Here is a 15,572-nt window from a genome sequence, read left to right as displayed (position 1 = left end):
AATCGATCATGAAAATTTTATTTGTAGCGGCGGAAGCGGCGCCCATTGCGAAAGTTGGGGGAATGGGAGATGTGGTGGGAACACTGACCCCAATTTTGCGGAAAATGGGTCACGATGTCAGAATTTTAATGCCTTACTATGGGTTTTTGCCAGATAAGTTGGAAATTCCAGAAAAGTCGGTTTGGCAAGGTAGCGCCATGTTTCAAACCTTTGATATTTTCGAGACAGTTTTACCTGGAACTGATGTGCCGCTTTATTTGTTAGGACACGCTGCCTTTGCACCCCGTCGCATTTATCAGGGGGATGATGAACCATGGCGGTTTACATTTTTTGCCAATGGGGGGGCGCAATTTGCTTTGAATTATTGGCAGCCCAATGTGATTCATTGCCATGATTGGCATACGGGGATGATTCCCGTTTGGATGTACAAAACCCCTGAGATTAAAACGGTGTTTACCATCCATAATCTAGCTTACCAGGGGCCTGCTCGATCGCACGTGGAAGAGATGGCTTGGTGTCCGCCGTATATGCAGGAAAATAATGTTATGGCGGGTGCGATTCAGTTTGCTGACTGTGTTAATACCGTTTCTCCTACTTATGCGAAACAAATTCAAACCCCAGAGTATGGGGAAGCGTTAGACGCACTCTTGGCTTTGAAAAAGGATAAAATTGTTGGTGTGGTTAACGGGATTGATCCCGATCAATATAATCCCGCGACGGATAGCAATTTAGATCAACCGTTTTCGATCGAAACCCTTGATCAGCGAGTAACGAATAAGATCGCCCTACAGAAACAAGTGGGATTAGAAGTGAATAGTGGCGCGTTTTTGGTTAGTATGGTGACGCGGTTGGTGGAACAAAAGGGGTTAGATATTGTCTTACCGATTCTTGAGCAGTATTTAAGCTATACAGGCGATCAGTTCTTAGTTTTAGGCACAGGGGAAGAACGATACGAAACTCAACTGCGAGAGATATCAGAACGGTATCCAGGGCGAATGTCGGTGCAACTGCTTTATAATGATGGACTATCCCGACGCATTTATGGCGGTAGTGATGCCTTTTTAATGCCGTCACGGTTTGAACCTTGTGGGATTAGTCAAATGATGGCGATGCGCTATGGTTGCGTTCCCATTGTTCGTCATACTGGCGGTTTAGTGGATACTGTTTCTCCTCATAATCCCATTGAAAAAACAGGAACGGGATATTGTTTCAATCTTTATGAATCCTTAGATTTATACACCTCTCTGATTCGTGCTTCGGAAAGTTATCTGTATCGAGAGACTTGGAAAGAGTTACAAATCCGAGGAATGTCTCAGGATTTTAGTTGGGAACGATCGGCGCGGAAATATATTCAACTCTATCAAGATATTCTCTCCCCAACTGCGGAAACCTTACCGTCTGTCACCTCTCCAGAATCAAAGTAGGTTGGGTGGAGTTTACGAAACCCAACAGGTGTAGGTTGGGTGAAGTTTACGAAACCCAACAGGTGTAGGTTGGGTGAAGTTTACGAAACCCAACAGGTGTAGGTGGGGTGAAGAACCTGATTGGTGTTGGGTTTCGCTTCGCTACACCCACCCTACTTTTTGTTGATTGTGCCATTGTCTATGGTTAGAATCTGTGAAGATTTGACCCATTGCTGATCAAAGGAACTTAAATGAGTGGTGGTAATTAGGGTTTGAAATCGATCGGCGATCGCGCTTAATAATTGATTTTGTCGATCGAGGTCAAGTTCTGCTAAAACATCATCTAGGAGTAATAACGGCGGTTCTCCGACTACCGTTTCAATTAATTCTAACTCTGCTAATTTTAACGCTAAAACTAAGGTGCGTTGCTGTCCTGATGACCCATAAGACCGCGCGGGTGTTTCATTAATTGTAAACTCGACTTCATCTCGATGGGGTCCGACTACCGTTGTTCCTAAGTTCTCTTCTGCTACTTTTCGTAATTTAATCCGATCTAAAATCGCTTGTTGGACAACTTGCGGATTATCTTCCAACCAATTCACATTCGGCGCATATTCAATGTTTAATTGTTCAGTTTCCTTACTAATTTTACGATGCCATTGTTGCGCGATCGGTGCTAATCTTGCCATTACTCTCGCACGACGACGCATCACCCGTGATCCATTGGCGGCGAGTTGTGAATCCCACAACGCCAATTGTTCCCAAGTGGATTCTTCAGAATTAACTTCACCCTCATCAAGAGATTTACGAATGGTTTTTAAGAGGGCATTTCTTTGGCGTAAAACTTTATTATATTCCTGTAAAATGTAGGCATAAACTGGCTCAATTTGAATTAATAAAGCATCAATCCAATGGCGACGTTTTTCGGGAGAACCGCGCACTAAATCTAAATCTAAACTAGAAAATTCAACGGCGTTTAATCTTCCCAAGAAATCAATTTGTCGCCGTAACGATTCATGGTTAACCGCAACGGTGCGCCGTCCTTTTTGACGTAAGGTTAAAGTTAGCTCAGTTTCACTATACAATCGTTTAACAATGGCTTTTATTTGTCCTACTTCTGCTTTTTGAAAAACCAAATCTTGATCTTTACTTGTCCGATGACTTTTCAAAGTCGCCAAGAGTTCCACTGCTTCTAAAAGATTCGATTTTCCTTGAGCATTATTTCCCAGCAAAATCGTTTTTTGGGTCTCAAATTCGATCAAGCAATTCTGATAATTTCGGAAGCGAGTTAGATGTAATTCTCTTAAATACATTCTTATTGTTGTGATAAACGCTTCACTGCTTCCCCATTAAACGCTTGATGTGCTTCTGCTAAAAGGCTGGGAATTTTAGCAGCGTGAGGACTATTTTTTAAACAGTCTTTTAAGTTTAATGATTCCACATTTTCTGCTTTTTCTCCAGGAAACCAGTGACCTGCTTTTCCTAACAAGTTATAGCGCATTTTGGCATAATCAATTAAGTCATACGATCGAGCGAGATTTTGCAGCCATAAAATGACAGGAATATTAATATTATTGGGCGTTTCTTCCGCGCGAGGTAAACCGAAATGCCAGGTTTGATACCAGTTTTCTCCTAACTGCTCGATCGCGGTTTTTTCTAAACGTTCTAAAATTGGCGGTAAAATCTGATCGGCTTTTTCAATAAGGGATAAAACCTTCAAATGTTCATCAAAATCACTCGGATTAGATGCACCTAAAGATAAAGTATGAACCTGGGGATGACTCAAACAAAATAAGTCATTAAACACCATTGGACTTAACGGTTGACATAATTCTACCAGCTTTTGAGGCGGTTTATAAAGTTGTCCCCCTTTATCAGAAGGACTAATAATAAATACCCCCATATCGTGACGATTTGCGGCTTCGATCGCGCTCCAATTCGCCTGATTGATATAATACCAATGAAGGTTTACATAATCAAATTGATCAGTTTCAATGGTTTTCGTAATGACTTCGGGTGTCCCATGAGTGGAAAAGCCAACAAACCTGACTTTTCCTGCTTTTTGTAATTTTCTCACTTCATCTAAACAACCGCCAGGACGAACCGTTTGTTCTAATAATTCTTCGGTATTAATTCCATGAATCCCCAATAAATCCACATAATCTAAATTGAGAAAATGTAAGGATTGATTAAACTGTCGTCTAAATTCTTTCGGATCATCTTTTGGTGCGACTTTTGTTTGAATAATTAATTGAGATCGATCGAATTTCGGTAAAACTTGACCCAACTGCATTTCCGAACTTCCATATCCTCTCGCGGTTTCAATATGATTAATTCCTAACGCAAGAGAACGTTTAATTGTTGCTTCTAAATTCTGTTGATTTTCATCGGGAACATCCTGAAGCGGAATATCTTGCCATTTGTGTTGATATCGCATTCCTCCACAAGAAAAAACGGGGATTTGTAATTCAGTACGACCAAAACGACGATAAAGCATTTGTTTTCTAAAATTGAATTTATTACAGGGGCGATTCCCCCTACCGATATTTTATAGTAGAATTTTAAAACTATTGATCAGATGCTTGCTTAATTACCTCGGGAATTTGCATCAAAACTTCAGAAGCAATTTCACTGGGAGATTGAGAGCGCTCGATCGAGATTTGTAAATCCGATTGTGCATAACGAGAACGACGTTTCCACCATAAATCGTCTAAAGTTTGTTTCGGATTTTCTGTTTTTAATAAAGGGCGAGTATTATCTTCAGCAAGTCGTTCCATAATTAAATCCGTTTTTGCATCCAACCAAACCACTAATCCTTGTTGTAAAAAACTCCAATTTTCCTTTTTCATAATAATCCCGCCACCCGTCGCAATTACACTCCGAGTACAAACGGATAATTCCTGTAAAACTTTCGTTTCTAACTCTCGAAAATAGGTTTCTCCCTTCTGAGCAAAAATATCAGTGATTGCTTTTCCTTCCACTCGGATAATTAAATCATCTGTATCAAAAAAGCGATAATTTAGTTGTTGAGCAATTTCTTTCCCAACCGCAGTTTTCCCCACTCCCATTAAACCAACCAGATAAATATTTAATCCTTGTAATAAATTAGTCTTTGTCTTCATCATCATTGTTTTCTTCTTTCGATAAATTCCATAAAGGAGGACGAATTACGCGATAATTAGCTTCATAAATTTGAGAGGATTTTGGCGTTGGATTGTCTTCTTCTTCATCATCATCATCTTCCTGATCATAATTCTCCTCTTCTGGATTGTAAAACTCCCGATTCGCCTCTCGATAGCGATAGGAATACACTGATCCCGTTTGAGACGTTTTTTCGGGTTCGCTTTGGATTTCATAAATGCTGTAATCAGAATCACCTTTACGCTGAAAATTGGATGGCGGTGGTTCTTCAATATTCCAGTCATCATCAATCTGATTCCAGTCTTCTCTTCGGGGAGGGGATTCCCAATCAGCTTCTGATTCATCAAAGGATAAATCTTGTTTTCTCCTGTTATTTTCAGTGGTTTCTTGATAACTGGAACGATTTTCTGTAGTAAAACGCTCCCTTGCTTCTTCTTCCGCTTCTGGAAACTCAAAATCGCCTTCTTCCTCATCCCATTCTCGGCGGGGTTTCTTGGGAGAAAAAGACACTCGGAAGAGTAACTGTAATAAAAGACTGGTTAGGAAACCAAAAATTACCCCGATAATTAACCAAAGTGCCACAGGGAGCGCGATCGTCTCACTACCAAAAATGACTAAAGCCACAGTGGGGGAACGATTCTGAGCAAAGAAAATTAGAGCCATCAGGAGAATAATTCCCCCAATGATTAACTTGATTTTGGCATTTCTCATTCAATATCCTCAAATAACGATCGATTTATATCTTTCGAGATGTAAATTATCCCCATAATTTTTTAATTTTCCTAGCCATTTTTCCCAGAGAATGTAAAACTATAAGCAATCCTCTATTCATTGCAGTTAAGAATATGGTTTATCCCTCAGTTCAACTGCCAAAAATTGCTCCAGTTTTTACCTTGTTAGCGGCCTCAAAAATCCCTTTAGAAGTTTACATTTGTCAGCCTACTCCTTTCGTTAAAGAGAATTTGGAGAAAATGCTTCCAGATTGGACGCTCCCCAGTACCTGGGTTGTGATTATTCTCCAAAAAGCACAGTTTCCTTTATCCACTTGCTCAAACATTGTAGAGCAAGAAAAACAAAGGTTGCGAGAACAATTTATGCGCTTTGGGGTAGAAGTTGCGTTTGACTTAAAAGAAAAGGGTGAACTTGCGGATTTAATTGATCCTCGTAGTGGACAACCTTTACTCTCTCATCCAGGTGTACTCAACCATGATGATGTGAAGGTGGTTTCGACTTTACTGGGATTAGAAACGACTCCTGGAGATTGTACCTGTATGATTCATCCGCAATGGGGAGAAGCGGTTTATCCCAGTGTGATGTTATCTTCGGCGCATCCAGAAATGATTAAAGCGGTAATTAAAACAGCAACCTCTCGTTTTCGTTGGCAAATTAGGGTTTGCTGAAAAAGTTCATGTTTTTGGTGTAGTAAGGCAAAAGGCAAGTTGCCTTAGGCAAGAGGTAAGATGGGGAAGAAAAATCGCTCCCTTGTCTCCCTTGTCTCCCTTGCACTTTTTTGAGGAGTTAAGAGCCTTAAAGCCTCATTGGGTAAAGGTTTCAGTTTTATTCAGGAAACCCAAATTAAGCAAAAAAATTAAAAATCCCCCACCGTAGCGGTAGGGGATTGTTCAGTTTAATCTAGCCAGATGACCTTAACCCGCGTCAACCAAACAGAGATGAGGTTGAGGCAATGAGGAAGGCGGCGTAGGTGAGAATATAGCCAACACTGAAGTGAGCTAATCCCACTAAACGTGCTTGCACAATGGAGAGAGCAACGGGCTTGTCTTTCCAACGAACGAGGTTCGCTAGAGGAGTGCGCTCGTGTGCCCAAACAATGGTTTCGATCAATTCTTGCCAGTAACCACGCCAGGAGATGAGGAACATAAATCCAGTCGCCCAGACGAGGTGTCCAAAGAGGAACATCCAAGCCCAAACGGACAAGTTATTCATGCCAAAGGTGTTATAACCGTTGATTAACTGCGCTGAGTTGAGCCACAGATAATCCCGTAACCATCCCATGAGGTAGGTAGAAGATTCGTTGAACTGAGCAACGTTACCTTGCCAGACACCGAGGTGTTTCCAGTGCCAGTAGAAGGTAATCCAGCCTAATGTGTTCAACATCCAGAAGACGGCGAGGTAGAACGCATCCCAAGCTGAGATGTCGCAAGTACCGCCACGACCTGGACCGTCGCAGGGGAAGCTATAACCGAAGTCTTTTTTGTCCGGCATTAATTTAGAACCACGAGCGTCTAATGCACCTTTCACCAGAATTAAGGTTGTAGTGTGCAGTCCGAGCGCGATCGCGTGGTGAACTAAGAAGTCTCCAGGTCCAATGGTGAGGAACAGGGAGTTATCGCCACTGTTGATGGCATCAAGCCAACCCGGGAGCCAAGCGGCTCCTGCGTTAGAGGCAACACTGTCAGCGTTAGATAACAACGCATCCATACCATACAGGGCTTTTCCGTGTGCGCTTTGTACAAATTGAGCGAACACAGGTTCGATGAGAATTTGTTTCTCAGGAGTACCAAAGGCAACTACTACGTCGTTGTGAACATAGAGTCCTAAAGTGTGGAATCCTAAGAACAGAGAAACCCAACTTAAGTGAGAGATAATCGCTTCTTTGTGCTGAAGAACGCGATCGAGTACGTTTCCTTTATTTTGTTCGGGATCGTAGTCACGGATTAAGAAAATCGCACCGTGAGCAAATGCACCCACCATAATGAAGCCCGCAATGTACTGGTGGTGAGTATAAAGCGCCGCTTGCGTGGTGTAATCCCGTGCGATAAACGCATAAGGCGGCAGGGAATACATATGTTGTGCTACCAAAGAGGTAACAGTTCCTAACGCTGCCAGTGCTAATGCTAACTGGAAGTGTAAGGAGTTATTTAAGGTGTCATAAAGCCCTTGGTGAGGCAGGTTAAACTGTCCTTCTACCTTAGAGCCGAAAAGCCCTTCTTTGGCATCGAGCATTTCGCGGATGCTGTGACCAATACCGAAGTTGGTACGGTACATATGACCCGCAATAATGAAGATTACCGCGATCGCGAGGTGGTGGTGAGCCATATCAGTTAACCACAGCGATTCGGTTTGGGGATGGAAGCCACCGAGGAAAGTTAAGATGGCTGATCCAGCGCCTTCGGAAGTGCCAAATATGTGGTTAGCAGTATCAGGATTTTCTGCATACACACCCCAGTTCCCACTAAAGAAAGGTCCTAAACCAGCAGGGTGAGGTTTCACTTGCAGGAAGTTATCCCAACCCACGTGCTGACCCCGAGATTCAGGAATTGCGACGTGAACCAAGTGACCTGCCCAAGCTAAGGAACTCACGCCGAATAAACCTGCTAAGTGGTGGTTTAAACGAGATTCAGCGTTTTTGAACCAAGAAAGACTGGGACGGAACTTCGGTTGTAAGTGTAGCCATCCTGCAAACAGGAACACAGCAGACAGCAATAACAAGAACACTGCGCCTTGGTAAAGTTCACTGTTGGTGGTCATGCCAATGGTGTAGAACCAGTGGTAAACACCAGAGTAAGCAATGTTTACAGGGTTAGAAGCACCAGCTTGCGTAAACGCATCGACCGCAGCTTCGCCAAAGTGAGGGTCCCAAATTGCGTGGGCAATGGGACGGACGTTTAAAGGGTCTTTAATCCACTGTTCAAAATTACCTTGCCAAGCAACGTGGAATAGGGTACCGGAAGTCCACAGGAAGATGATGGCAATGTGTCCAAAGTGAGAGGCAAAAATCTTTTGGTAAAGATTCTCCTCTGTCATCCCATCATGGCTTTCAAAGTCGTGAGCGGTTGCAATCCCGTACCAAATCCGACGAGTTGTTGGATCTTGAGCAAGGTCTTGGCTAAATTTTGGAAATTTGGTTGCCATAGCCTTTGTTGGAAATCCTCTTTACAAATGAATGAATAAATCAGTTTATTCGTTGATTCTTGGAGTGTCTGACCCCTTGAACCGAAGTTTTCGGGGTCAGGGTGGTTTCACTGATTTTTATACCAGTGTTACCGTTTTTCTTGCTTACCGTCAACCGACGGCGATGATTCTGGCGATAAAGAACGCCCAGGTTGTACCAATGCCGCCTAGTAGGAAGTGAGCCACTCCTACTGCACGTCCTTGCACAATGCTGAGAGCGCGGGGTTGGATTGCTGGAGCAACTCTGAGCTTATTATGCGCCCAGACGATCGACTCGATTAATTCTTGCCAGTAGCCACGACCACTGAATAAGAACATCAAGCTAAATGCCCAGACAAAGTGCGCTCCCAAGAAGATTAAACCATAGGCAGACAGAGCCGAACCGTAGGAGTTAATCACGTTCGCGGATTGCCCCCAGAGGAAGTCACGCAACCAACCGTTAATGGTAATCGCGCTGGTGGCAAAGTTACCAGAGGTGATGTGAGAGACCGTGCCATCTGGTGAGACCGTTCCCCAAACGTCCGATTGCATTTTCCAACTGAAGTGGAAGATGACGATCGAGAGGGCGTTATACATCCAGAATAAACCGAGGAACACATGGTCCCAACCGGAAACCTGGCAAGTACCGCCACGACCTGGACCATCACAGGGGAAACGGAATCCGAGTTCTGATTTATCTGGAATCAGACGGGAGTTCCGAGCGTACAAGACCCCTTTCAGGAGGATCAGTACGGTGACGTGAATGGTGAAAGCGTGAATATGATGCACCATAAAGTCCGCCGTGCCGAGTTCAATGGGCATCATGGCGACTTTACCACCGACGGCGATCGTTTCTCCACCGAAGGCGTAACTTGCTGGCTCGATCGCGTTGGGAGCGGTGCCGCCAGGAGCAAGGGTGTGCAGATTTTGTACCCACTGGGCAAAAATCGGCTGTAGTTGAATCGCGCTATCGGAGAACATATCTTGGGGACGACCTAATGCACGCATCGTGTCGTTGTGGACATATAATCCGAAGCTGTGGAAGCCTAAGAAGATGCAAACCCAGTTCAGGTGGGAAATTAACGCATCTCTTTGACGCAAGACCCGATCGAGCAAATTATTCACATTTTTCGCTGGATCATAATCTCGCACCATAAAGATCGCCGCGTGCGCTCCCGCACCGACAACCAAGAAGCCACCGATCCACATATGGTGAGTAAACAGAGACAATTGAGTTGCGTAATCCGTCGCAATGTAAGGATACGGAGGCATCGCGTACATATGCTGCGCCACAATAATTGTCACTGAACCCAACATTGCCAAGTTGATGGCTAACTGAGCGTGCCAAGAAGTTGTGAGGATTTCATAAAGCCCTTTGTGACCTTCACCGGTTAACGGACCTTTATGCGCTTCTAAAATTTCTTTAATGCTGTGACCAATGCGCCAGTTGGTGCGGTACATATGACCAGCAATAATGAACAACACCGCTAATGCTAAGTGGTGGTGAGCCGTATCAGATAACCACAAGCCACCTGTAGTTGGGTTTAATCCCCCTTTGAAGGTCAAGAAGTCCGCGTATTCTCCCCAGTTCAAGGTAAAGAATGGCTTTAAACCTTGTTCAAAACTGGGATAGAGTTCCGCCATCAAACTTCTATCCAAAATAAATTGGTGCGGCAAGGGAATATCTTTCGCAGCTACTCCTGAATCCAAGAGCTTATTCACGGGTAAAGAAACGTGAATTTGGTGACCTGCCCAAGATAAACAGCCTAACCCTAGCAAACCGGCGAGGTGGTGGTTCAACATCGACTCCACATTCTGGAACCATTCCAGTTTCGGAGCGCGTTTGTGATAGTGGAACCAACCTGCAAATAGCATCAGCGCCGCCATGACTAAACCGCCAATGGCAGTGCAATAAAGCTGATAACTATTGGTAAAGCCAGATGCTCGCCAGAGGTAGAAGAATCCAGATGTAATCTGAATCCCTTGGAAACCACCGCCGACATCGGCGTTCAAGATTTCTTGACCAACAATGGGCCAAACCACTTGGGCGCTAGGTTTAATGTTGGTGGGGTCGCCTAACCAAGCCTCATAGTTGGAAAAACGAGCGCCGTGAAAATACATTCCACTTAACCACAAAAAGATAATGGCTAAGTGACCGAAGTGTGCGCTGAAGATTTTGCGCGAAACGTCTTCTAAATTGCCTTGACTATCAAAGTCGTGTGCGTCTGCGTGTAAATTCCAAATCCAAGTTGTGGTTTTGGGTCCTTTGGACAGGGTGCGGTCAAAATGACCAGGTTTGCCCCACTTCTCGAATGAAGTTGGAACCGGGTCTTTATCCACTGCTACCCTGACTTTTTCCTCATTTTCCGGAGGACTTATTGTCATTGGGGATCTCCTCTCTAGACAGGTTTAAGGGCTATTTCCTATTTTGGAATAACCTTTAAAGAACAATCATTTTGTAAATTTATGATCACTATTGTTGTCTTTCGATACAACAATCGATCCTTTTTACGATTCTCTGTTGTACCTTACCTGTCAATAATAGTGGTTGATTTCCACAACTGTTGAGGGGACTTAACAATACTTAAAATATGACTGAAAGTTTCTCAAATCAACAGTAAATTGCCTTTACAGCCTCGCCAAAGTCAAGGATTCTGTTTTTATTTGTTACAAAATGCAATAATACATTAATATTTTGATGACTGATTCCAGACGGCTCTCTTTCCCTTCTTGTAACCGAAGTGAAGTCGTGTCCCAACGCGACAATCGATGCAGCGATCGCGGCGGGAGAGCTTTTCCAACCACTGTGAAACGCGATTTCAGGATGAAGTTGATCAGGGCTTTTGGGAAAGAGCGCGATCGAACGCTAACTGAGAAAATCACGACCAACAGCCTGTCCAGAATTTCGATTTTGTCTTGCTTGTTGACGCGAATGACCAAAATAAAATTGAGTGGTTTTTCCCGCACCAGGTTCATCAATTAATTGGTCACTGATCGATGTTGGGTTTCGCGTGGAGACGTTCCATGGGTGGAGACATTCCATGGGTGGAGACGTTCCATGGAACGTCTCTACGCAACCTACTTTTTAGTGGTAAAAAGCGATCGCGCTTCCCTCGTCTCCCCTAACATCCTCTCGACTTGCTCCCAGTCTTCTTCCTCAATAGCATGGATCATTTTATCCAATTGTTGACGATAGATTCGCAACGATCGCAACACGGCTTTTTGATTAGATTTCGCCATCATTACCCCTAATTCAGGATTCCCTCCCCCGACGCGACTGGTATCTCGAAATCCTGAACTTGCTAATTTTTGTGCTAATGTCACCACCTCGCGATCAGTTTCTTGAACACAGGAAGCGATCAAACTGCTGCTCACAAAAACGGGTAAATGAGAAATCCAAGCCACTGTTTGATCATGGGTTTCAGGTGAACAAGTGATTAATTCTGTGCCTAAATCTTGAACGATCGCGGTTAGGGTTTTTTGCGCTTCTACAGGGGTGTTTTCTGTGGGGGTGAGGACATACTTCGTTCCCGTAAATAAATCCAGTTGCGCGGCTTCTATTCCTTGTTGTGCGGTTCCCGCCATGGGATGTCCGCCGATAAAATTTGACCATAACGGGGTCATCGCTTCCACGATCGGGGCTTTGACTGAACCCACATCCGTCAAAATGGTATCAGGAGATAAAATCGGTTTCAATTGCTCTACAGTGGGGATAATTGCTCCGATCGGGGTACAAATAAAAATTACCTCGACAGCACTCAAAACCGAGAAATCAACACTAGCCTCATCAACGATTCCTTTTTGGATCGCTAGAGCGCAAGTTTCCTCATGGCGGGAAATTCCGATGACATAATGCGATCGCGAACGCAACGCCAATCCTAAAGAACCACCAATTAATCCTAACCCAATAATTCCGAGCTTCATAAATCCTTTTTTATAATGATGGGAGTGTCTCTAAATTAAAACAAAGTGTTCTCGTGACAGTTATTGAAGCAGAAGTCCATACCTATCTCCGTAGTTTTCTCCGCAATCAACCCCATCTCACCTGGCCTCATCATCTCACGATGGCGCGTTTGGTGGCGAGAGCGTTGCGCTTAAAACGCCCAGCCTTGATGCAAACGGGAACTGCGGATGGCTACTGCTTTAGCTATCTGACGCCAGGCTTGTTGTTTGCTCGTCCTGTTATTGTAGTTGCTCCCAAGACGAAACAAAAGCAATTGTTAGACAGTGCGATTCCTCAGTTGAAAGAATGGTTGGATGCTAAGACATCGGTTATGGTTTGGGATCAACTTAAACAGCCAGCTGCTCAGGATTTAGCGGCTTATTCGAGCCTAATTCTCGTTTCTCCTCAAGAATGGTTGCGCGATCGACTTTTACAGCAAGGATGCTTTCCCACAGGGATTCCGACAATTTTTGATGAAGCGGATGATTTAGAAAGTTGGGCGCGAGAAGCGTTGACATTGCGTTTTACTCCCCGTGATTGGAATCAATTACTTAATGATTATCCTCAACAACGGGAAATCATTCGAGATGTGCGCGTTGAGTTGACGAAAATGCTTTATAACCGCCCTCAAAATCCCTATGAGTGTTTATTGTTGAATCAACCCGAACAAGAGATTTTACAGAGATTATTTCGGGTATTACAGAACATTTCACCGCATCATCACTTTTGTCAGTTTTTCCAGCAAACAAAGGAAGCAAATCAATTATTTTGGGCGGATATTCATCGCGAAAGAGGAGAATTTACGATCGCCTCTTCTCCAGTTTCTCTGGCGGAAAAACTCGCTCCGATTTGGCAACAACAGGCGACTGTGTTTATTGGTGGGTTTCTAGACTGGGAAAAAGATGCTCCCGTGTATCGTCAAAAGTTGGGTTTGGGAGAGATGACTTGTTTAAGATTCTCGCCCGATCGCGATCACAATGCAATTCATTTATATATTCCCGATCGCATTCCTATGCCCAATACAGAGCAGTTTCAGCCAGCACTTTTAGAAAAATTACGCCATTTGATTACGGAAGCCGATTTTGAACAAAGTCTCACCGTGATTTTAGTCAGTGATGTGCCATTGAAAACCCAAGTCACAACGGATTTAGCGGGCAAATTTGGCTCACGAGTGCGCTTAGAAACCACTGCGGTTAAAGAAAATGGGATTTTAGTTTGTGGTTGGGAGTTTTGGCGAAAACATCAACAAGACTTAGCAACGCCACAACTGTTAGTAATGACAACAATTCCGCTACCTTCTTTAGAAAATCCTGTGGTTGCGGGACAAGTGGCGTACTATAAACAAAAGCGCCAAGATTGGTTTCGTCTTTATTTGTTACCGACGGCTCTACGAGAATTACAAAGAGCCGTAGAACCTTTACGAAACAATCAAGGGGTGACTGCGTTATTAGATAGCCGTGTCAGTCATCGTAGTTATGGGAAAACGATTCTGGCGGCGTTAGAGCCTTATGCGCGAGTGGGAAATTGGAACGGAGTCTGTCAGTTATTGCGTTTCCACGTTGACGACTCCATTGGGATTGAAGGTGACTTCTAATTCAGCGACGGCTTGCGGTTGAGGGGATTCTCCAGGGGAAGAAAGGGAAAGCAGGTTCGGTAACACTGGGGTTTCGCTCAGGTTGCGATCGCTTCCAGAAAGTTGTTCATAACCGATAATATCACCACTGGGATTGACCCACACGCGATAAGTGAGTGATTGTTCTACTAATCCTCGCTGTTGCCAGTTTTCATCAATGTTGGCTTCGAGGATATCTGCTAAAGATGCTAATTGTTGGGAGTTGGTGATTCTGGGAGTATCCGCTAGAATTCCTGTAATGCCAGAAGGAACTGCTGTGTTATTGGTGCTGGTTTCTTCTTGTTGCGAGTTTTGGGTTTCTGGTTCTCTGATTTCTGGGATGGGAGCAAATAACAGCGCGATCGAAGCGACGGCTAAACTAGCGACACCCACCATCGCGGGTTTTGCTTTTTTCGCTAAGGGTTCATTTTGACCGCGAATTTTCCGAGAACGAGGTTGTAGGCTTAAGGTAAGTTCAGGTAGGGTTGTTCCATCACTTAAAAGTTGATCGATCGCCTCTACTAAATCGAATAACTCAACCGTCGTTAAATCAATCTTGATAATCTCTTCTGTCTTTCCTTCTTCGGTGCGAATAAACTGCAACTGGTGTCGATTCTGCTCTGGAAGGGGCTTAATCGAAAACGATTCTCCCACCCAATCTTGAGTCGGTTGAGCAATAATACCACTTAAAACCGATTGTGCGTAATTATTCACTACTCGCACCAAACTTTCGAGAAAATTTTTGTCTCCTTGTAGTACAGAAGACTGGTGTTTGGGGTCAGTAAAACGACATTCAGCGTTAACCAAAATTGACATCAAAGGTCGCCCATTTCCCCCATCATTCGGATTCGTTTCTCCTGTCCAACCCTCTAGCGTTAAAGAACAATTCGGTAAACTATATTGGCGGCGAATGGTCATCTTACCTCTCCATCAAATAAACTACACCACAAACGTTGAGTTCCTGCGCTTCCTGTAGCGAATAGAAGTTTTCTTAGTAAGGATAAAGCCAACTCGTCTAATTGGTCTAGAGAAGCGAGATATTCAGCGATTCTAGCGCGGCGAGGATTCATGCGACTGCGAAAATGAGTGCGAAATCGTTCGAGATACCAGTTTAGTCGGAAATTCTGTTGTAGCGGCAAGTCTTTTTCTCGCAGTTGTTGTTCTACCAGTAGCAGTTGGCGGATTAAAAAGGTTAGTTGGCGCGATCGATTCGCGGCAATAATTGTGAGAGCCTTTGCTGGTTCTAACTCCAGATACCGTCGCAGATAAGAGCGTCGCCAGGGATTTGTACAACGCAAGCGCCACAAGGCGACTCGATTCGGAATCAAATCAGTTAAATTCAGATTTTTTGCAGTCGCCAACATTTGCTCCGAACTTCCTAATTCCAGTGCTTCCAGAGCCAGCAACAACAGATCAATCTCCTGAGCGGTACGAGATGAACACCCCCGCACAGAAACAGGATAATTGGGAAGATTGTCCCACAACCAGGGTTTCGGAGATTGAGTTGAGGGCGCTTCATTACTCATGACATTTGCCGAGGATTGGCTCATAAATCGCGGAAAAACATACCAAACGCTTCGAT

13 protein-coding genes are annotated in these 15,572 nt (G+C 44.1%); 3 read left to right on the top strand and 10 right to left on the bottom strand.

The features are described 5' to 3' along the window. Window positions 1-8 precede the first annotated feature (8 nt). Entirely contained in the window at window positions 9-1,424 is a 1,416-nt protein-coding gene (glgA, locus tag DACSA_RS03690; protein ID WP_015228483.1) for a glycogen synthase GlgA, read from the top strand. Window positions 1,425-1,576: 152 nt separating this feature from the next. On the opposite strand, the gene recF is transcribed toward glgA, so the two are convergent. The 4 genes from recF to DACSA_RS03670 form a co-directional block, all read right to left on the bottom strand. Next, window positions 1,577-2,716 (bottom strand): DNA replication/repair protein RecF, encoded by a 1,140-nt coding sequence (recF, locus tag DACSA_RS03685; RefSeq protein ID WP_015228482.1) that lies wholly within the window; start codon window positions 2,714-2,716, stop codon window positions 1,577-1,579. 2 nt (window positions 2,717-2,718) lie between these two features. After that, window positions 2,719-3,900, bottom strand: a complete 1,182-nt coding sequence (locus DACSA_RS03680; protein ID WP_015228481.1) for an aldo/keto reductase — start codon at window positions 3,898-3,900, stop codon at window positions 2,719-2,721. A 70-nt stretch (window positions 3,901-3,970) separates the two neighbouring features. Continuing rightward, window positions 3,971-4,531 carry a shikimate kinase gene (locus tag DACSA_RS03675; protein ID WP_015228480.1) on the bottom strand — a complete coding sequence of 187 codons (561 nt, stop codon included), beginning with the start codon at window positions 4,529-4,531 and terminating at the stop codon, window positions 3,971-3,973. Continuing rightward, on the bottom strand, window positions 4,509-5,255 hold the full coding sequence (locus DACSA_RS03670; protein WP_015228479.1) for a hypothetical protein: 747 nt from the start codon (window positions 5,253-5,255) through the stop codon (window positions 4,509-4,511). Before DACSA_RS03670 ends, DACSA_RS03675 begins: the two co-directional genes overlap by 23 nt. A 134-nt stretch (window positions 5,256-5,389) precedes the next feature. Here DACSA_RS03670 and DACSA_RS03665 point away from each other — a divergent pair, with 134 nt between their 5' ends. After that, window positions 5,390-5,944, top strand: coding sequence for a methylmalonic aciduria and homocystinuria type D protein (locus tag DACSA_RS03665; RefSeq protein WP_015228478.1), 555 nt, complete (start codon window positions 5,390-5,392; stop codon window positions 5,942-5,944). A gap of 256 nt (window positions 5,945-6,200) precedes the next feature. Here the strand turns inward: DACSA_RS03665 and psaB are convergent, their stop codons facing one another. The 4 genes from psaB to DACSA_RS03650 all read right to left on the bottom strand — a co-directional run bounded on the left by psaB (window position 6,201) and on the right by DACSA_RS03650 (window position 12,359). Then, window positions 6,201-8,417, bottom strand: coding sequence for a photosystem I core protein PsaB (gene psaB / locus DACSA_RS03660; protein WP_015228477.1), 2,217 nt, complete (start codon window positions 8,415-8,417; stop codon window positions 6,201-6,203). Between the two features lie 150 nt (window positions 8,418-8,567). Beyond that, window positions 8,568-10,820 carry a photosystem I core protein PsaA gene (psaA, locus tag DACSA_RS03655; RefSeq protein ID WP_015228476.1) on the bottom strand — a complete coding sequence of 751 codons (2,253 nt, stop codon included), beginning with the start codon at window positions 10,818-10,820 and terminating at the stop codon, window positions 8,568-8,570. 481 nt (window positions 10,821-11,301) lie between these two features. Beyond that, window positions 11,302-11,478 carry a hypothetical protein gene (locus DACSA_RS21960; RefSeq protein ID WP_015228475.1) on the bottom strand — a complete coding sequence of 59 codons (177 nt, stop codon included), beginning with the start codon at window positions 11,476-11,478 and terminating at the stop codon, window positions 11,302-11,304. 35 nt (window positions 11,479-11,513) lie between these two features. Next, on the bottom strand, window positions 11,514-12,359 hold the full coding sequence (locus DACSA_RS03650; protein WP_015228474.1) for a prephenate/arogenate dehydrogenase: 846 nt from the start codon (window positions 12,357-12,359) through the stop codon (window positions 11,514-11,516). Between the two features lie 53 nt (window positions 12,360-12,412). On the opposite strand from DACSA_RS03650, the gene DACSA_RS03645 reads away from it, so the two are divergent. Next, window positions 12,413-13,972 (top strand): helicase C-terminal domain-containing protein, encoded by a 1,560-nt coding sequence (locus tag DACSA_RS03645; protein ID WP_015228473.1) that lies wholly within the window; start codon window positions 12,413-12,415, stop codon window positions 13,970-13,972. On the opposite strand, the gene DACSA_RS03640 is transcribed toward DACSA_RS03645, so the two are convergent. Both DACSA_RS03640 and DACSA_RS03635 read right to left on the bottom strand, forming a co-directional pair. Beyond that, entirely contained in the window at window positions 13,922-14,908 is a 987-nt protein-coding gene (locus tag DACSA_RS03640; protein WP_015228472.1) for a DUF4335 domain-containing protein, read from the bottom strand. The genes DACSA_RS03645 and DACSA_RS03640 overlap by 51 nt on opposite strands. Beyond that, the gene (locus tag DACSA_RS03635; RefSeq protein WP_015228471.1) at window positions 14,905-15,540 is read right to left on the bottom strand and encodes a DUF3038 domain-containing protein; all 636 of its coding nucleotides are present in this window, start codon (window positions 15,538-15,540) and stop codon (window positions 14,905-14,907) included. The genes DACSA_RS03640 and DACSA_RS03635 overlap by 4 nt, the downstream gene beginning before the upstream one ends. Between the last annotated feature and the right edge of the window lie 32 nt (window positions 15,541-15,572).

It is taken from the genome of Dactylococcopsis salina PCC 8305, from assembly GCF_000317615.1.
GTDB classification, from domain to species: Bacteria; Cyanobacteriota; Cyanobacteriia; order Cyanobacteriales; family Rubidibacteraceae; genus Halothece; species Halothece salina.
This window is presented reverse-complemented; position numbering and strand designations above follow the sequence as displayed.